An 18,244-nucleotide genomic window follows, 5' to 3' on the forward strand; every position below is an offset into this window, starting at 1 on the left:
ACCGCTGCGGGATACAGCCTGACTTGGCCGAGTTTCAGCGCCTGGTGGCGCTTACCTCTCTACTTTCACGTGCTTCATAGTGAGTTTTAAGGAGTTCTCTATGGAAATAAAAGATCCAATGGTCGAGTTATTGAGTAGCCTTGAGCAGATTGTTTTGACACGTGATGCACAGCCTTCCGTATCAGAAATTACACTCAACGCAGTATCCGTTCCCGAGCCACAGCGTTTACGCGAAATGACCGGCATGCAGGTGGATGAGTTCGCCCGCGTGATGGGGGTGAGCGTTTCATCTGTAAAAAGTTGGGAGGCGCAACGCACGCGCCCATCCGCTACGGCACGTAAACTGATGAAACTGCTGCAAGCAAATCCCTACCTGGGACGGCAGTTACTCGAGTAAGAAGACTATCGGTTCTCTGACCCGCCTGCACGGCGGGTTTTTTTTAGCTTAAACCGCCGTATTTTGCCGCCTGTTTCACAAACCAACTCTCCGGCACGCTGTGCGGTGGCTGCGCCAGCTGATCAATCCCTTGCTGAATGATCTTCTCTGCCTGCTGCCACAATTGCGGATCGCCCTGATTCAACAACTGAATCTGGATCTGTTTTTCAATCAGGTAGATACGTGCAAAGTCGGGATCGAAATGCACAATGGCGCGGGTGTTGTCGATGATATCGGCCAGCTTGATGGTTTGCGCATCGGGACAGGCTTCGGCGGTATGGCGGAAGTGCGCCAGTTTGCGGACGGCACGGTTTTTCGCCTCGGGCTGCGCGCTGTCAGTCAGCATATCGACCAGCTGCGCGACGCGCTGTCCAAAATGGCTCTCAATGTCCTGTAACGTGCTTGGGGTATCTTCTACGGTGTCATGCAGCCAGGCGGCGGCAATCATCTGTTCATCATCGGTGACGCTGCGCACCAGTTCGGCCACCGCCGCCGGGTGCACAATATATGGCTCATCGGTGTATTTGCGACGCTGGCCCGCAGCAGCATGTGCTTGCGTGGCATAACGGCGCGCTTGCTCTTCCAGTGAATCACGCATCTTTCACTCTCCGGAATAAAGTCGCTTGCAATTATCTAGCGCGCTATCTATATTGAATCGCATGAACAGTAATCAAGATGACAAAAAAGTGCAGCAGACGCCACTCCAGGTTGATCAACACCTCTGCTTCGCGCTCTATTCGGCGAATCTCGCGATGCACAAAGTCTATCGCCAGCTGCTGGCTGAGCTGGAGATTACCTATCCGCAATACCTGGTGATGCTGGTGCTGTGGAATCAGGATGATGTGACCGTATCGGAGATTGGCGAGCAGCTTTTCCTTGATTCAGCCACGCTGACGCCGCTGCTGAAACGCTTAGAAGCCGCTGGTTTGTTACGCCGTCAGCGTTCGCGTCGCGATGAGCGCCAGGTGGTGGTGACCCTGACAGATGAAGGTCGTGCGCTGCGTGAACGAGCACAAAGCATTCCCGAGGCGGTACGCTGTGCCACCGCCTGTGACGATGACACCTTGATTGCTTTGAAAAATCAGCTGGACGATTTGCGCACCAATCTTAACCGCGCCAAATAAAGCATTTTGGATGTCGCTAACGCGGCGTCATGGATATCAACGTCAAAACTGCGCATAGATATATAGTGCGCGATTATATAGCGAATAGTGAGGTTAATATGTCTTTAGATAAAGTTGTTTATACCGCAAAAGCCAAAGCCACCGGCGGTCGTGATGGTCGTGCCACTTCGTCTGACAACGTGCTGGATGTGAAACTGGGCGTGCCAAAAGAGATGGGCGGCGCAGGCGGCGAAGTCACTAACCCAGAGCAGCTGTTCGCCGCGGGTTACTCAGCGTGCTTCCTCGGAGCGATGAAGTTTGTGGCCGGCCGTGACAAAATCACCATGCCAAAAGATGCGTGGATTGAAGGCGAAGTCGGTATCGGCCCAATTCCAACCGGTTTTGGCATCGAAGCCAAATTGAATATCCACCTGCCAGAGATGGATGCAGCCGAAGCGCAGAAACTGGTGGATGCGGCACACATTGTTTGCCCATACTCTAACGCCACGCGCGGCAACATTGATGTGACTCTGAATATCATCAACTAAGGTCGCTGCCAGTCCAAAGAGAGGCTCCATCAGGGGCCTTTTATCATTTTATGGGGTCAGATCAATTATTGTCTGGTCTTACCATTGGTTAAATGTTCTACTGCTGCGCTGCATGCGCCTTCATTGCCGTTCCGGTTCAGATTCGTCCCGTTCCTGCTCGTTGCTTGCGCTTTTCTCGCTCACGGACGAACTCTATTGACTTTAAATAGTCACATTTAAGGTTGGTTTATTGACACCGGGTCAGGAATGAATAAGTAAATGAATTATATCAAAACGTTAACGCAGCAAAAGCTGTCGCTGTTGCTTGCGCTCTATCTCGGCATCTTGTTGAATTTGCCAATTTTTTATCGCCGATTTGACGGCTTCCTAACAAAATCCACCCTCTCTAACTGGTTTTCTGCGGTCGCAGAAGTGACCGCTGCGGTGCTGCTGACGTTTTTCCTGATGCGTCTGCTATCGCTGGGCGGTAAGTGGGTTTATCGCATCCTTGCCACGTTAACCGTGGTAATTTCCGTGGCTGCCGCCTATTACATGGCTTTCTTTAATGTGGTGATCGGCTACGGCATCGTGGCCTCAGTGATGACCACTGATGTCGATCTCTCTAAAGAAGTGGTCGGCATGCGCTTTGTGCTGTGGATGGTGCTGGTCAGCGCGCTGCCGCTGCTGCTGATTTGGCGTAATAACCTTAGCCAGACCTTGATTGAGCAATTGAAAACGCCGGGCCAGCGTCTGAAGCCTGCGCTGATCATGCTGTTGAGCGTAGCGCTGGTGTGGTTGCCGATTCGCTACTTCGACAAACTGCAAAAAGTGAATGAAGAGATCACCAATATCGACCTACCAAGTTACGGCGGGGTGGTGGCGCACTCGTATTTGCCTTCTAACTGGATTGCGGCGCTAGGTCTGTTTGCCTGGACCAAAGTCGATGAAGAGATGGATGGGGCGGAACTGCTCGATCCAGCGAAGAAGTTTACTTACGTGGCACCGCCGGGCATTGATGATACCTATGTGGTGTTTGTGATTGGCGAGACCACGCGCTGGGACCACATGGGTTTGCTGGGCTATGACCGCGATACCACGCCGAAGCTTTCAAAAGAGAAGAATCTGGTGGCGTTCCGTGGTGAATCTTGTGATACCGCCACTAAGCTGTCGTTGCGTTGTATGTTTGTGCGCGAGGGCGGCACCATGGATAACCCTGGCCGCACGCTGAAAGAGCAGAACGTTTTTGCGGTGATGAAGGAGCTGGGCTTTACCTCTGAGCTGTTCGCCATGCAGAGTGAAGTGTGGTTCTACGATAACGCCGATGTGAATAATTTCTCGTTCCGCGAGCAGATTGGTTCTGAGAAGCGTAATCAGGGTAAAGCGGTGGATGACATGCTGCTGGTGCCAGAACTGCAGGCCTCGCTGCAACGTTTCCCGAAAGGTAAGCATCTGGTGGTGTTGCACACTAAGGGGTCGCATTATCTGTATTCACAGCGCTATCCGCGCAGCTTCGCCCGTTATCAGCCGGAATGTATGGGCGTGGATGAGACCTGTAGTAAAGCGCAGTTGATCAATGCTTATGACAACTCGACTCTTTACGTCGATACCATGCTGGATAGCGTGCTCGATCAGCTGCGTGATAAGAAGGCGATTGTGTTTTATGCCGCCGATCATGGTGAGTCGATCAGCGATAATATGCACTTACACGGCACGCCGCGTGAGATGGCGCCGCCGGAGCAGTTCCGCGTGCCGATGATGGTTTGGGCCTCTGATAAATATCTTGAAGATCCCACCAACCGCAGTAACTTCGAGCGTTTACAGGCGCAGCAGCGCGTGGGGAAAACCCATCGTCATGTTGAGTTGTTCGATACCATTTTAGGCTGCCTGGGCTACAGTTCGCCGGATGGCGGGATTAAAGCGGCGAATAACTGGTGTCAGGCACCGACGGCGACACCTGCTAAAGCGTTGTAAGGGTTTTCTGGAAGGTGTTGAGCGGCAGGGCTTTTTGCGGCGCTGTTTGCTTTCCAGGCGATCGGGCGGATTTTACGGAAAAGGGATTGACGCTCCCAAGGGGGAGCAGTAATATTCGCCCCCATCGGCGAGTAGCGCAGCTTGGTAGCGCAACTGGTTTGGGACCAGTGGGTCGGAGGTTCGAATCCTCTCTCGCCGACCATATTTGAAGAAACCTGCTTGAAAAAGCAGGTTTTTTTTCGTCTGTTTATCGTGGGATCGGTGCAGTCAGGATGGAATACGCTCATGTGCGGGGTTTCAAAAGCGAAACCGGTGTCGTCAGGAGTGAATACGGGGCCGCTGCGTAAAGTCGCTGCCTCGTCCCTGATCGCTCGACACACGCCATCCCTGGCGTGTAACGCTTTACTCCGCGGCCCCGCATTCCCTCCTTCATTTGATTCTGTGCGCGCTTTTGGAAGTGAACATTTGGCTTTGTGTTTGTTGCCAGGGGCGGAGTTGTTAAGTTTGTGCGCGCTTTTAAAAGCGGAACCGGTGCAGTCAGGAGCAAATACGGGGCCGCTGCGTAAAGTCGCTGCCTCGTCCCTGATCGCTCGACACACGCCATCCATGGCGTGTAACGCTTTACTCCGCGGCCCCGCATTCCCTCCTTCGTTTGATTATGAGCAGGCTTTGAGAAGCTGGCATTCGGCTCTGTGCGTGTGTCCAGAGGTTAAACTGTTGCTTCTGTGCGGGGTTTCAAAAGCGAAACCGGTGCAGCCAGGAGTGAATACGGGGCCGCTGCGTAAAGCCGCTGTCTCGTCCCTGATCGCTCGACACACGCCATCCATGGCGTGTAACGCTTTACTCCGCGGCCCCGCATTCCCTCCTTCGTTTGATTCTGTGCGTGCTTTAGGAAGCGAACATTCGGCTTTGTGCGTGCTGTCATAAAGAAAACATGCTGTTGCTTAGATGCGTGCTGCTTTTCAAAACAGCAGCATCAATGCTGATGAGCGATGGGAAGGGGGCTCGGGGAGCAAAGCGTTCGCCGCAGGGATGCGGCGACCGAGGCTACAGGGATGTATTTACGCCGTCTTTGCGATCGAGCCGCCTTCCCTGAGCAGCGCACCATTTAAAAGCGATGTTGTTTGCACCTAACCTTGTAATTCACCTATCCCATCCGACAAATCACATTTACCCGCTATTATTCCAACTTTACCGACTCGACCCCTCACGCAATCAACCCTGCACGCTTAATTCGCGACACATTCTTCTTATGACCGATTAATGCTTTTTGCTGATTTCTTATGCCATTACACCAGCATATTTCGCTGCCTGAACGTCATAACGCACGACGAATCGTTCAGTTATTCGACGTTTACCAATAACTTTTGTGTGTTTTTTAGCGGTGATAATCACTGTCATTTGACTGTATAGCCAGACAATCACGCGGCATTGCGCGCTTTATCACCTTTTTAAATTTTGGCTCAGCGCAATAACCCTGTTTTTTATCGTTGCTTGCACTTACTCACACTCTGTGTAAATAACCCCACCTTGTATTGACGTTCTTTGCAACTGTTGACAAATTGATGCGTCAATAACATGCAGAGTAGGGCGATTCTGAGGAGCCATTGGCTATCGGATGACAAAATAAACCACTCGCATGCTGCCCGAACCGCATAAAAAAATTCAGAGGTCGGGCGACGCACACAACATCACATCACAATGGAGCAAAACATGATCAACTCCCTGGCTAAATCCAGGATGCTGAAGGTCGGTCTTAGCCTGATTGCTATGACTGTTGCCGCGGGTGTCCAGGCGAAAACCCTCGTATATTGTTCAGAAGGTTCGCCGGAAGGCTTCAACCCACAGCTCTTCACATCGGGTACCACTTACGATGCCAGCTCCGTGCCGATCTACAACCGTCTGGTTGAGTTCAAAACCGGTACTACCGAGCTGCAGCCTGGCCTGGCTGAAAAATGGGACGTTAGCGAAGATGGTAAAACCTATACCTTCCATCTGCGTAAAGGCGTGAAGTGGCAAACCACCAAAGACTTTAAGCCAACGCGTACCTTCAACGCTGACGACGTCGTGTTCTCCTTCGAGCGCCAGCTCGACAAAAACAACAAGTACCACGGTGTATCGGGCGGCAGCTACGAATACTTCGAAGGTATGGATATGCCGAAGCTGATCGAGAAAATCGAGAAAGTTGACGACTACACCGTACGCTTCACCCTGAGCCGTCCTGAAGCACCGTTCATTGCTGACCTCGGCATGGACTTCGCCTCGATCCTGTCAAAAGAGTATGCGGACAACATGCTGAAAGCCGGCACGCCAGAGAAGCTGGACCTCAATCCAGTGGGCACCGGTCCATTCGTGCTGCAGCAGTATCAGAAAGATTCACGCATTCTGTATAAAGCCAACCCGGACTTCTGGGGCACCAAGCCGAAGATTGATCGTCTGGTGTTCTCTATCACGCCTGATGCGTCTGTGCGTTACGCCAAACTGCAGAAGGGTGAGTGCCAGGTGATGCCGTACCCGAACCCGGCTGACATCGCCAGCATGAAGAAAGATGACAAAATTAACCTGATGGAGCAGCCTGGTCTGAACGTCGGTTACCTGTCATTCAACACCGAGAAAAAACCGCTGGATAACGTGAAAGTGCGTCAGGCACTGACCATGGCGGTGAACAAACAAGCCATCATCGACGCTGTGTATCAGGGCGCTGGCCAGGCCGCGAAAAACCTGATCCCACCAACAATGTGGGGCTACAACGACGATGTGAAAGATTACGCTTACGATCCTGCCAAAGCGAAAGAGCTGCTGAAAGAAGCCGGCATGCCGGATGGTTTCTCTATCGACCTGTGGGCGATGCCGGTACAGCGTCCTTACAACCCGAACGCCCGTCGTATGGCGGAAATGGTTCAGGCTGACTGGGCGAAAATTGGCGTGAAAGCCAAGATCGTCACCTTCGAGTGGGGCGAGTACCTGAAACGCGCCAAAGCCGGTGAACACCAGACTGTCATGATGGGCTGGACCGGTGACAATGGGGATCCGGACAACTTCTTCGCCACCCTGTTTAGCTGTGCCGCCGCCAAAGACGGTTCTAACTACTCACGCTGGTGCTACAAGCCGTTTGAAGATCTGATTCAGCCTGCACGTGCAGAAGCCGATCACAACAAACGTATTGAGCTCTACAAACAGGCTCAGGTAGTGATGCATGACCAGGCTCCGGCGCTGATTATTGCTCACTCTACCGTGTATGAGCCGGTGAGCAAGAAAGTGACTGGCTATGTGGTTGATCCATTAGGTAAACATCACTTCGAAAACGTCGATATCCAGGAATAACCTTTCGGATTATCGCGGTCTGGGCCAGCGCTGCTGGCCCTCGGGCGGCACCTTTGCCGCCCGGTCTCCGCACTTTTTTTCCGGCTAATTTCTTATATTGAAGCGCTTCTTGCGTCGCGATCGGCTTTGTCGATTGCGTGTTGTGAGCAATGTAGTCCCTGGCGGCAACGCCACGGGAAATGACTGAGAATCCGGCTTATGCTGCAATTCATACTCCGACGTCTGGGCCTTGTCATCCCAACGTTCATCGGTATTACCTTACTGACCTTTGCGTTTGTCCATTTGATCCCCGGCGACCCGGTACTGATCATGGCCGGCGAACGCGGTATCTCTCCCGAGCGTCACGCCCAGCTGATGGCCCAATTTGGCCTCGACCAGCCGATGTGGAAACAATACATCACCTACATTAATGGTGTGCTGCACGGCGATCTCGGCATCTCGCTGAAAAGCCGCATCCCGGTATGGGATGAGTTTGTCCCTCGTTTCAAAGCCACGCTGGAACTTGGCATCTGCGCGATGCTCTTCGCGATTGCGGTGGGCATTCCGGTTGGCGTGCTGGCGGCGGTAAAACGCGGTTCTGTGTTTGATCACACCGCTGTGGGTATCTCCCTGACCGGTTACTCCATGCCGATTTTCTGGTGGGGCATCATGTTGATCATGCTGGTATCGGTGCAGCTCAACCTGACGCCGGTATCCGGGCGTGTCAGTGATACGATTTTCCTTGATGACAGCCACCCACTCACCGGATTTATGCTGATTGATACGCTGCTGTGGGGTGAAGAGGGCGATTTCAAAGATGCGGTGATGCACATGATTTTGCCGGCCATTGTGCTCGGCACTATCCCGCTGGCGGTGATCGTGCGTATGACGCGTTCTTCAATGCTGGAAGTGCTGGGTGAAGATTATATCCGCACTGCGCGCGCTAAGGGCCTGACGCGTATGCGCGTGATCGTGGTGCATGCGCTGCGTAACGCCATGCTGCCAGTGGTCACCGTGATTGGTCTGCAGGTCGGCACTTTGCTGGCGGGCGCGATTCTGACGGAAACCATCTTCTCGTGGCCGGGACTGGGTCGCTGGCTAATCGAAGCATTGCAGCGTCGTGACTATCCGGTGGTGCAGGGCGGCGTATTGCTGGTGGCAATTCTGATCATCGTGGTCAACCTGCTGGTTGATCTGTTGTACGGCGTGGTCAATCCGCGCATTCGACATAAGAAATAAGGGGGGCATCATGACAACTGTTGATCCCGCAAGCGTAAGCGCTGCACCCAAGCCGATGACCCCGATTCAGGAATTCTGGCACTACTTCAAACGCAATAAAGGCGCAGTAATTGGCCTGGTTTACATCATTCTGATGCTGCTGATCGCCATCTTCGCTGATGTGCTGGCGCCACACGCGCCGTCAGAGCAGTTCCGTGATGCGCTGCTGCATCCGCCGGTGTGGCAGGAAGGCGGCAGCTGGAAATTTATCTTTGGCACCGATGACGTGGGCCGTGATGTGCTGTCACGCCTGATGTTCGGCGCACGTTTATCGCTGCTGGTTGGCTGTCTGGTGGTGGTGCTGTCGCTGATCCTTGGCGTGGTGTTTGGTCTGATGGCAGGTTACCTCGGCGGCGTCGTCGACGCGGTGATCATGCGTCTGGTGGATATCATGCTGGCGCTGCCAAGCCTGCTGTTGGCATTGGTGCTGGTGGCGATCTTTGGTCCGTCGATTGTCAACGCCTCGCTGGCGATCACCTTCGTCGCGCTGCCGCACTATATCCGTCTGACGCGTGCTGCGGTGCTGGTGGAAGTGAATCGCGACTACGTCACCGCTTCCAGCGTGGCGGGTGCCGGTACGCTGCGCCAGATGTTCGTCAATATTCTGCCTAACTGCCTGGCACCGCTGATCGTGCAGGCGTCATTAGGTTTCTCCAACGCCATCCTCGATATGGCGGCGTTGGGCTTTCTCGGAATGGGGGCGCAACCGCCAACGCCGGAGTGGGGCACCATGCTCTCCGACGTGTTGCAGTATGCGCAAAGTGCCTGGTGGGTAGTGACGTTCCCTGGTGTCGTCATCCTACTCACCGTGCTGGCATTCAACCTCATGGGCGATGGTTTGCGTGATGCACTCGACCCGAAACTCAAGCAGTAAAGAGGCACCGAGATGGCACTATTAAATGTAGAAAAACTGTCGGTGCACTTCGGCGACGAAAAAACACCGTTCCGTGCAGTAGACCGTATCAGCTACCAGGTTGAACAAGGCCAGGTGGTGGGAATTGTGGGCGAATCCGGCTCCGGTAAATCGGTCAGCTCGCTGGCGATTATGGGGCTGATTGATTATCCCGGCCGCGTAATGGCGGAAAAGCTGGAGTTCAACCAGCGCGACCTGCAGAAGATCTCCGAGAAAGAGCGCCGCCAGTTGGTGGGCGCTGAAGTGGCGATGATCTTCCAGGACCCAATGACCAGCCTTAACCCGTGCTACACCGTGGGCTTCCAGATCATGGAAGCGCTGAAGGTGCATCAGGGCGGCAGCAAAAGCACCCGTCGTCAGCGTGCTATCGACCTGCTGGATCAGGTCGGTATTCCCGATCCGGCATCGCGTCTTGATGTTTATCCGCATCAGCTGTCAGGCGGTATGAGCCAGCGCGTGATGATCGCCATGGCGATTGCCTGCAAACCTAAGCTGCTGATTGCCGATGAACCAACGACGGCGCTGGATGTGACCATTCAGGCGCAAATCATCGAACTGCTGCTGGAGTTGCAGAAGCAGGAGAACATGGCACTGATCCTGATTACGCACGATCTTGCGCTGGTGGCAGAAGCCGCACAGCACATCATCGTAATGTACGCCGGACAGGTAGTGGAAAGCGGGAAAGCGGTGGATATCTTCAAAGCCCCGCGTCATCCCTACACCCAAGCGCTGCTGCGCGCGTTGCCGGAGTTTGCCGCAGATAAAGCGCGTCTGGCTTCGCTGCCGGGTGTGGTGCCGGGCAAATATGATCGTCCAACCGGCTGTCTGCTCAATCCGCGCTGTCCGTATGTGACCGAACGCTGCCGTCGTGAAGAACCTGAACTGCGTGACATTCCGGGTCGCCAGTCTAAATGCCATTTCCCACTGGATGATGCCGGGAGACCGACTTATGAGTCTTGATAATACTCAGCAGGATTACCTGCTGCAGGCGATCGACCTGAAAAAACACTACCCGGTGAAGAAAGGGCTGTTTGGCCAGGAGCGCCTGGTGAAAGCACTGGATGGCGTCTCGTTCAACCTTGAACGCGGCAAAACGCTAGCGGTGGTCGGTGAGTCGGGCTGTGGAAAATCCACACTTGGACGCTTGCTGACCATGATTGAAACACCGACCGAAGGCCAGCTTTACTGGCATGGTCAGGATTTGCTGAAACACGATCCACAGGCGCAAAAACTGCGTCGTCAGAAAATCCAGATCGTGTTCCAGAACCCGTACGGCTCGCTTAATCCGCGCAAAAAAATCAGCCAGATTCTCGAAGAACCGCTGTTGATTAACACCTCTCTGACTAAAGCGGAACGTCGCGAGAAAACGCTGGAGATGATGGCGAAGGTGGGCCTGAAAACCGAGCATTACGATCGCTATCCGCATATGTTTTCCGGTGGCCAGCGTCAGCGTATCGCCATCGCGCGTGGGCTGATGCTCGATCCGGACGTGCTGATCGCCGATGAACCGGTTTCTGCGCTCGATGTTTCCGTGCGTGCGCAGGTACTCAACCTGATGATGGATTTACAGCAGGATTTGGGTTTGTCCTATGTGTTCATTTCTCATGATTTGTCGGTGGTGGAGCATATCGCAGACGAAGTGATGGTGATGTATTTAGGTCGTTGCGTTGAGCGCGGCAGTAAAGAGGCCATTTTCAGCAATCCGCGTCATCCTTATACGCAGGCCTTGTTGTCAGCCACGCCACGTTTGAATCCAGATGAGCGTCGTGAAAGGATTAAATTGACCGGCGAACTGCCAAGTCCACTCAATCCGCCGCCGGGCTGTGCGTTTAACGCGCGCTGCCGCCGCCGCTTTGGTACCTGCGTCCAGTTGCAGCCCAAACTTAAGCAATATGGCGAGCAGCAAATTGCCTGTTTCGCGGTGGATCAGGACGAGAATCAGCCAGTGGGCGTGTAATTAACAACGCCAAAAATGAATAAAGGCTCCTGCGGGAGCCTTTATTTTTTCCTGCGTTATACTTCAGGGATGCTAACAAGAGAAATGTTTCTGCCAGAATCGCCTGGAAATGTATTACTCCAGTGCATCAGTAATCGATTGGTCCTGATTAGGGGTTAAATCGTTAAGGCAAATTCTGAATAGCGTCAGGATTATGTGAGCATAATCACGCACCTGTTAAATCCGCAACTTGAACCACTTCTGCTTCATATCAGTAGCTTAGGTGAATGTTTTTGTCGTTATTATTTCAGTTAATCGATATTAATAAATCTCCGGCCTTAAATATCTGCACGCTTTTTGCATTGCCAGAATTTCAATCATATTGATAAAAGTCTTTTGTTGAATACGCCGTTTTTGTAATCAGAATTCCCTCACTCTCTTTTAATGTGTGTGATATATTCGCGGAAAATTCCCTCCCGCTTTTACAGGCTCTGATCATGAAGAATTACGACGATCTGCAGCGTTTTAAAGAAAAGACCAAAACGCTCGATATCGCTTTTAAGGATATGTCTGGGCAATCGCAGGAAGCGGATCACAGCCAGTGGGCGATCATTCGCCAATTAGCGACCGATAATGAGCCTGAGCTAGGCAGCGGCCAGCGTATTGACCTGCCACAGCCGCAGCCGATTCGCGGTGATGAGTTCAGCGCACCCGCTGCTGCACCGGCGGCAATTTCACCTGCGGCCAGCACTTCACGCGGTTCGATTCTCGACAGCCTGGCGGCCACTGCGCCTGCAGAACCTGCGCCAGCCACGTCGCCTGCGGGAGTCTCGTCTCTCTTCCCGCCTGCACCCGCGGCTAAACCGGCGCCTTCTGTCATCTCACAGGCACCGAAAGCGACCCATGTTGAGCGTCAGGCCACGACGTCGCTGTTTCCACCGCCGCCAGCGAAACCGGCGGCTGCACCTTTATCTGCATCCGCACCTATCGCTGCGGTACCTACAGTGACGCCGGCTCCCGCACCTGTAGCGAACCCTGCTCCAGCGCCTTTAGCCTCACCGATTGCCGCGACATCGGCTGAAGCGCCGCAGGCTACAACAACGTTCAGTGCGCCCGCGTCTACCTTTACCGCTCCGGTTGAACCGGCGCGTCCGGCAGCTTCTGCACCCTCACGTTTTGGTGCCCTGTTCCGCTCACGTGCGACGGAACCTGCTCATCTTTCAAAAGAAACACCCTTAAAACCGCTATTGGAGAAGATTGCGCTATGCCGTTAGTTTGTGTGTGCTCGCCAAAAGGGGGAGTAGGGAAAACCACCATGGCGGCCAACCTTGCATGGAGCCTGGCTCGCGCTGGCAGCAAGGTGTTGGCAATCGATTTCGATGTCCAGAACGCATTGCGCCTTCATTTTGGGGTGCCACTGCACGATGGTCGCGGCTTTGTTGCGCGCTCTGAAGAGCAGGCTGACTGGAGCCAATCCATCCTGACCACCGGCGGTAATATTTTCGTCATGCCTTATGGCGATGTGACCGAAGATCAGCGTGAGCGTTTTGAAGAGAACCTGATTAAAGATCCGCATTTCCTGCGCCGCGGTCTGGACACGGTTTTAAATTACCCGGGACTGGTCATTATTGCCGATTTCCCGCCAGGCCCAGGTCCGGCACTTAAAGCCATGGCCGCTTTGGCCGATATGCATTTAGTGGTGATGCTGGCAGATACCGCCTCGGTCTCTTTACTGCCGCAAATTGAAAATGACCGCATGATAGGTCAGCCACTCAATAATAAGCGTGGTCATTATTTCGTGCTTAACCAAAGTGACAATCGCCGCAATATTAGCCGTGAAGTCACTGGCTTTATGCAGCAGCGTTTGGGCGAGAATTTATTAGGCGTGGTGCATCGTGATGAAAGCGTCGCGGAAGCCAATGCTTCACAACAATCAGTTTATGATTTCAGCCCGGCATCAGCCGCAGCCTTTGATATCGAACTGGTGGCGAAGCGCGTAGCCAATATCCTGAATATTACCGTGGGTAACGGTGAAGTTCAGGCACCTATCCGCAGCCATTATTAATCGCCAGGCATTTGCCTGGCGGTATTAGCAATAATAACAACACAGCTTCTTTAGGGTGAATCATGAGTAAACTCGGGTTTTACCTGCTGCTGCTGGTGCTTGCACCTGTGGCCGCGGTAATCGTCATCACGCCTATGGACAGCCAAAAACAATATATTTTTGGCTTAATCAGCATCGGGATGATGTTTTTACTGGGCTTCAGCAAAAGCCGCAAAATAACTGTCATCATGGTTATCCTTTCTGCGCTGATGTCGACCCGATATATCTGGTGGCGCACCACGGAGACGCTGCAGTTTAATTCCGAGATTGAAGCGATTCTTGGCATCGGCTTATATCTGGCCGAACTGTATGTCTGGCTGATTCTGATTCTCGGCTTCCTGCAAACCACCTGGCCATTAAAACGCACCATTGAACCGTTGCCGGACGATACCAGCCTGTGGCCTACCGTTGACGTCTATGTCCCGACCTATAACGAAAGCCTCGACGTAGTGCGTGATACCGTGCTGGCGGCGCAGTGCATCGATTATCCGCGTGACAAGCTCAAGGTCTATCTGCTGGATGACGGCAAGCGCAGCGAGTTTGCGGTTTTTGCCGCCGATGTAGGGGTGGGCTATATCACCCGTGACGACAACAGTCATGCGAAAGCCGGTAACCTCAACCATGCGATGAAAATCACCAAGGGTGAGCTGATCTGCATCTTTGACTGTGACCACGTCGCCACCCGTACTTTCCTGCAGGCGACCGTCGGTCCGTTCCTGAACGATCCCAAGCTGGCGCTGTTGCAGACGCCACACTATTTCTATTCACCGGACCCGTTTGAACGTAACCTGCGTGCAGCGCGTACCATTCCGAACGAAGGCGCGCTGTTCTACGGCCCGGTTCAGCAGGGTAACGACAACTGGAACGCCACCTTCTTCTGCGGTTCCTGTGCGGTGATTCGCCGTAGCGCGCTGGAAGAGATTGGTGGATTTGCGGTGGAAACCGTGACCGAAGATGCGCACACCGCATTGAAAATGCAGCGCCTGGGTTGGGGGTCTGCCTTCCTGGCGATTCCGCTGGCTGCAGGTCTGGCAACCGAGCGTCTCGGTTTGCACGTGGTTCAGCGTAACCGCTGGGCGCGTGGCATGACGCAGATCTTCCGTGTGGATAATCCGCTGTTTGGCCGTGGTCTGAAATGGCAGCAGCGTCTCTGCTACCTCAACGCCATGCTGCACTTCCAGTTCGGTCTGCCGCGCGTGGCATTCCTGACCGCGCCGCTGGCGTACCTGCTGTTCAACCTGAACATCATCCACTCGTCGGCGTCGCTGATCTTCGCCTACGTATTGCCGCATCTGGTGATGTCGCTGTACGTCAACTCCCGCATGAACGGCAAGTTCCGTTACACCTTCTGGGGTGAAATCTACGAAACCGTGATGTGCTTCCACCTTGTGATCCCGACGTTGCTGACCATGCTGGCACCAAAGCGCGGTAAATTTAACGTAACGGATAAGGGGGGCCTGCTGGACCAGGGCTTCTTCGATTTCCACATCGTCCGCCCCCATGTGATTGTCGCGGTACTGCTGACCATTGGTATCGTCGCGGGTGTGGTGCGTGCAACGGCACATGATTACTTCGGTGTTGATCCCTATGTTATCGCCCTCAACGTCGGCTGGGCGGTGTTCAGCCTGATCATCCTGATGGCGGCGATTGCCGTGGCGCGCGAAACCAAGCAGGTACGTAAAACCATTCGTATCGAAGTGCAGATTCCGGCGGTGATTCACTACGCCAGCGGTATCTCATCACGCACCCAAACCAGCGACCTGTCGATGGGCGGCGCGCAACTGGATGCACCGGACAACCGTCATGAGCATGATGAAATTGAAGAGATTGATCTGCTGCTGAAATCCGGTGCCATCACTATTCCGGTGAGCAAAATCTCCGGCGATGAAGAGACCATTCGTCTGCGCTTTGGTGATATGCCGCTATCGCGTCGTCGTGAGCTGGTGCGTGTGGTACTGGCGCGCGCCGATGCGTGGATCCAGCCCGAGTATAAGCAGGACAACCCGCTGGTATCGCTGGGCACCATTATTCGTACCGTATTTGAGCTGTTCTGGCTGACCTGGAAAGATCGCCGTGAGAAGCATAAGCGTGAAAACCAGTCGGCAGTGAAAGAGGACAGCGCAGTATGAAGAATTTGACGCAAACGTTGCTGGCAAGCTCGCTGGCGACGGCGCTGATGCTCGCCCCGGCCTGGGCAGAAACCCCTGCGGTAACGCAGGATAGTTCGGCCTTGTCCAACGTGCCGCCACCGCAAGGCATCCAGAGTGAAGCGGATGCCCAGTTGCAGCAGGCGGCGGGTGCAACACCTTATGCGCCCACTGAAAATGCACCAGCAACTGAAAATACTGCCCCGGCTGCGACGGATATGCCAGCAGCCAACGCCACGAACTCGGCTGCACCACAGACGGAGCCGCCTGCTACCACGCCAGCGCCAGAGATGGTGCTGCCTGATGTGGCACCTGCGGCATCAGTCGCCGCACCCGTGGTTTCCGCTTCTGCGATGCTCAATCAACCTATCAGCAGCACCATTTCCGTGGCGCAGATGGGCCAGCCGCAGGGCATCACCTTAACGGGCGGTCAGCTGCAATCGGGCATCGTGTTTACTCTGCCGAGCGATGAAGTGATCACCAACGCGCGTCTGAATTTGTCGCTGCGCGTTTCAGCAGCACTGGCGGCGCGTAATACCTCGTTGCAGCTGATGCTGAATGGTCAGCCGCTGGGCACTTTGCCGCTGGGTTCGAGCGACAGCGATGTCAGCGACTACCAGTTGGATATCCCAGCTGCAATGGTGGTCTCAAGCAACAACCTCAGCTTCAAAATTAACGATGCCGACAAACTGCTGTGCGAAAAAGAGAGTGCACAGCAGTATCAGGTGTCGATTCTGCCTAAAACCACGCTGAGCCTCGAAGGCCAGCAGTTGAATATCGGCACCAGCCTGCGCAACTTCCCGCGTCCGTTTATGGATGCGCAGCGTATGACGCCAGCCAGCGTGACCTTTGGCTTTGCCGCCAATGCCACGCCGGACAGCATCAGCGCGGCGGCGTTAGTGGCATCATGGATGGGTATTCAATCGGACTATCGCGGCATTCGTTTCCCGGTGGTGCGTGGCGATCTGCCTGAGCACAACGGCATTTTGATTGGTCATCCCGGTGAGAAGATCGGTTCTGTGACTTTACCTGCCACCAACGGTCCGCTGTTGCAGGTGATTGATAACCCGAACAACCCGGTTTACAAACTGCTGTTAGTTGTCGGTGCGGATGATGCTCAGCTGCGTCAGGCGGCAAACCGTTTGACCACGCAACCGCTGGCGACCGATGCCAGCAGCCTGAACGTGCAGCCGCAGCCGATTGGCCTGCGTAAGCCGTATGACGCGCCGCGCTGGATCAATACCACTCGTCCGGTGCGGTTGAGCGAGCTGCTGCGTAAAGATCAGAGTCTGACCACCACCGGCATCTGGCATGATGCGCTGAGCGTGAACTTCCGCGCGGCACCCGATTTGTTCATGTGGGATGGCGACACTATTCCGGTCGAGCTGCACTACCGCTTCCCGTCGGAAAGCTGGATTGATGAGAACAAATCGTTCCTCAACGTGATGCTTAACGGCACCTTCCTGCGCAACCTGACCGTAAACAAAGTCGGCTTGCTGGAGAGCGCCTGGCATCGTCTGGGCGGCGACGCCCGTCAGGAGCACTACACCCTGAAGCTGGAGCCGTATCTGATTTACGGTGATAACCAGCTGGCGCTGTACTTCAACATCAAACCGAAAGCGGACGCGCCATGTGGTGTGTTGCTCAACAACAACATCAAGAGCCGCATCGAAGATGATTCGTGGATCGATCTGAGCCACACGCGTCACTTCACCATGCTGCCGAACCTGTCGTACTTCGTTGGCGCATCATTCCCGTTCTCGCGTCTGGCGGACTTCTCGCAGACCACTTTGCTGCTGCCAGAAAAACCGACCGATGCAGAGATCTCCACGCTGCTGGATATGTCTTCACGTGCGGGTAACGCGACCGGTGTACCGCTGGTGCAGAACCAGGTGCTGTTTGGTTTGCCAAATGGTGGCACTAACCTGACACGCCTGCAGGACAGTGATCTGTTGGCGGTGAGCACCACACAGAACAGTGAATTCAATCAGCAGATGCTGGCTAACACGCCTTATCAGACCAGCGGTAATACGTTGGGCGTGAAAGATCCGACGACCTGGGACAAGCTGCGTGGCTGGCTGACCGGCGACTGGAATCTTCAGCAGCTGGATGCCGATCGCTACTTCTCCTCCAACGAAGCGTGGCGTGGCTTTGTCAGCTACCGCTCGCCGTGGAATGCCGATCGCCTGGTGGTGATGACGGTGGCGACCAGCGATCAACAGCTGCTGCGTTTGCATGAAGATCTCAACTCGGCGCGCATTAACGCGGGCATTCGTGGCGATACCGCCATCATCACTGATGAAAACGGTATTCGCAGTTTCCGCGTCGGCCCACAGTTCCCGAGTGGCGAAATGCCGTGGTACATGATGGTGGTGTGGTATGCCAACCAGCATTCGGTGCTGATGGCGCTGGCCGCTCTGGTGCTGGCAACGCTGGTCGGCGGTAGCGCATGGGCGATGCTGAAGCGTCATGCATGGCGACGCCTCAACCCGAAAGCTGATAGCAAGTCCGGCAAGAAGTAAGGAT

At 54.4% G+C, this 18,244-nt stretch carries 14 protein-coding genes and 1 tRNA gene; 14 read left to right on the forward strand and 1 reads right to left on the reverse strand.

Annotated elements, in window-relative coordinates; genetic code table 11:
* Window positions 1-100: 100 nt before the first annotated feature.
* Complete coding sequence (locus FD744_RS15705) at window positions 101-397, forward strand: HTH-type transcriptional regulator (RefSeq protein ID WP_034827767.1); 297 nt, start codon at window positions 101-103, stop codon at window positions 395-397.
* A gap of 43 nt (window positions 398-440) precedes the next feature.
* On the opposite strand, the gene FD744_RS15710 is transcribed toward FD744_RS15705, so the two are convergent.
* The gene (locus tag FD744_RS15710) at window positions 441-1,034 is read right to left on the reverse strand and encodes an HD domain-containing protein (protein ID WP_160868676.1); all 594 of its coding nucleotides are present in this window, start codon (window positions 1,032-1,034) and stop codon (window positions 441-443) included.
* A 61-nt stretch (window positions 1,035-1,095) separates the two neighbouring features.
* Between FD744_RS15710 and FD744_RS15715 the strand changes: the two genes are divergently transcribed.
* From FD744_RS15715 to bcsB, 13 genes are all read left to right on the forward strand, one after another.
* Entirely contained in the window at window positions 1,096-1,560 is a 465-nt protein-coding gene (locus FD744_RS15715) for a MarR family winged helix-turn-helix transcriptional regulator (RefSeq protein WP_034827771.1), read from the forward strand.
* Between the two features lie 98 nt (window positions 1,561-1,658).
* A complete protein-coding gene (locus tag FD744_RS15720) occupies window positions 1,659-2,087 on the forward strand; it encodes an organic hydroperoxide resistance protein (protein ID WP_034827959.1) in 429 nt (142 codons plus the stop codon).
* 258 nt (window positions 2,088-2,345) lie between these two features.
* Complete coding sequence (gene eptB, locus FD744_RS15725) at window positions 2,346-4,037, forward strand: kdo(2)-lipid A phosphoethanolamine 7''-transferase (RefSeq protein WP_160868677.1); 1,692 nt, start codon at window positions 2,346-2,348, stop codon at window positions 4,035-4,037.
* A 125-nt stretch (window positions 4,038-4,162) separates the two neighbouring features.
* Window positions 4,163-4,239, forward strand: a tRNA-Pro gene (locus FD744_RS15730).
* Between the two features lie 1,511 nt (window positions 4,240-5,750).
* The gene (gene dppA / locus FD744_RS15735) at window positions 5,751-7,361 is read left to right on the forward strand and encodes a dipeptide ABC transporter periplasmic-binding protein DppA (RefSeq protein WP_034827775.1); all 1,611 of its coding nucleotides are present in this window, start codon (window positions 5,751-5,753) and stop codon (window positions 7,359-7,361) included.
* A gap of 198 nt (window positions 7,362-7,559) precedes the next feature.
* The gene (gene dppB / locus FD744_RS15740) at window positions 7,560-8,579 is read left to right on the forward strand and encodes a dipeptide ABC transporter permease DppB (RefSeq protein ID WP_034827777.1); all 1,020 of its coding nucleotides are present in this window, start codon (window positions 7,560-7,562) and stop codon (window positions 8,577-8,579) included.
* A gap of 10 nt (window positions 8,580-8,589) precedes the next feature.
* Entirely contained in the window at window positions 8,590-9,492 is a 903-nt protein-coding gene (gene dppC, locus FD744_RS15745; RefSeq protein WP_034827779.1) for a dipeptide ABC transporter permease DppC, read from the forward strand.
* 12 nt (window positions 9,493-9,504) lie between these two features.
* A complete protein-coding gene (gene dppD / locus FD744_RS15750; protein WP_038643846.1) occupies window positions 9,505-10,491 on the forward strand; it encodes a dipeptide ABC transporter ATP-binding protein in 987 nt (328 codons plus the stop codon).
* The gene (dppF, locus tag FD744_RS15755; protein WP_160868678.1) at window positions 10,481-11,488 is read left to right on the forward strand and encodes a dipeptide ABC transporter ATP-binding subunit DppF; all 1,008 of its coding nucleotides are present in this window, start codon (window positions 10,481-10,483) and stop codon (window positions 11,486-11,488) included. Before dppD ends, dppF begins: the two co-directional genes overlap by 11 nt.
* Window positions 11,489-11,964: 476 nt before the next feature.
* A complete protein-coding gene (gene bcsO, locus FD744_RS15760) occupies window positions 11,965-12,741 on the forward strand; it encodes a cellulose biosynthesis protein BcsO (protein ID WP_160868679.1) in 777 nt (258 codons plus the stop codon).
* Window positions 12,732-13,532, forward strand: coding sequence for a cellulose biosynthesis protein BcsQ (gene bcsQ / locus FD744_RS15765; RefSeq protein WP_034827788.1), 801 nt, complete (start codon window positions 12,732-12,734; stop codon window positions 13,530-13,532). The genes bcsO and bcsQ overlap by 10 nt, the downstream gene beginning before the upstream one ends.
* A gap of 62 nt (window positions 13,533-13,594) precedes the next feature.
* Window positions 13,595-15,700, forward strand: coding sequence for a UDP-forming cellulose synthase catalytic subunit (gene bcsA / locus FD744_RS15770; protein ID WP_160868680.1), 2,106 nt, complete (start codon window positions 13,595-13,597; stop codon window positions 15,698-15,700).
* A complete protein-coding gene (gene bcsB, locus FD744_RS15775; protein WP_097118490.1) occupies window positions 15,697-18,240 on the forward strand; it encodes a cellulose biosynthesis cyclic di-GMP-binding regulatory protein BcsB in 2,544 nt (847 codons plus the stop codon). The genes bcsA and bcsB overlap by 4 nt, the downstream gene beginning before the upstream one ends.
* Window positions 18,241-18,244 lie beyond the last annotated feature (4 nt).

It is taken from the genome of Pantoea sp. Taur, assembly GCF_009830025.1.
In the GTDB taxonomy this organism is placed as follows: domain Bacteria; phylum Pseudomonadota; class Gammaproteobacteria; order Enterobacterales; family Enterobacteriaceae; genus Pantoea; species Pantoea communis.

Excerpts from the sequence above, each read along its gene's own strand:
- FD744_RS15705 (WP_034827767.1), top strand. The coding sequence starts at position 101 with ATGGAAATAAAAGATCCAATGGTCGAGTTATTGAGTAGCCTTGAGCAG.
- dppF (WP_160868678.1), top strand. The coding sequence starts at position 10,481 with ATGAGTCTTGATAATACTCAGCAGGATTACCTGCTGCAGGCGATCGAC.
- dppC (WP_034827779.1), top strand. The coding sequence starts at position 8,590 with ATGACAACTGTTGATCCCGCAAGCGTAAGCGCTGCACCCAAGCCGATG.
- bcsB (WP_097118490.1), top strand. The coding sequence starts at position 15,697 with ATGAAGAATTTGACGCAAACGTTGCTGGCAAGCTCGCTGGCGACGGCG.
- dppD (WP_038643846.1), top strand. The coding sequence starts at position 9,505 with ATGGCACTATTAAATGTAGAAAAACTGTCGGTGCACTTCGGCGACGAA.
- bcsQ (WP_034827788.1), top strand. The coding sequence starts at position 12,732 with ATGCCGTTAGTTTGTGTGTGCTCGCCAAAAGGGGGAGTAGGGAAAACC.
- bcsA (WP_160868680.1), top strand. The coding sequence starts at position 13,595 with ATGAGTAAACTCGGGTTTTACCTGCTGCTGCTGGTGCTTGCACCTGTG.
- FD744_RS15720 (WP_034827959.1), top strand. The coding sequence starts at position 1,659 with ATGTCTTTAGATAAAGTTGTTTATACCGCAAAAGCCAAAGCCACCGGC.
- dppB (WP_034827777.1), top strand. The coding sequence starts at position 7,560 with ATGCTGCAATTCATACTCCGACGTCTGGGCCTTGTCATCCCAACGTTC.
- FD744_RS15710 (WP_160868676.1), bottom strand. The coding sequence starts at position 1,034 with ATGCGTGATTCACTGGAAGAGCAAGCGCGCCGTTATGCCACGCAAGCA.
- eptB (WP_160868677.1), top strand. The coding sequence starts at position 2,346 with ATGAATTATATCAAAACGTTAACGCAGCAAAAGCTGTCGCTGTTGCTT.
- FD744_RS15715 (WP_034827771.1), top strand. The coding sequence starts at position 1,096 with ATGAACAGTAATCAAGATGACAAAAAAGTGCAGCAGACGCCACTCCAG.
- bcsO (WP_160868679.1), top strand. The coding sequence starts at position 11,965 with ATGAAGAATTACGACGATCTGCAGCGTTTTAAAGAAAAGACCAAAACG.
- dppA (WP_034827775.1), top strand. The coding sequence starts at position 5,751 with ATGATCAACTCCCTGGCTAAATCCAGGATGCTGAAGGTCGGTCTTAGC.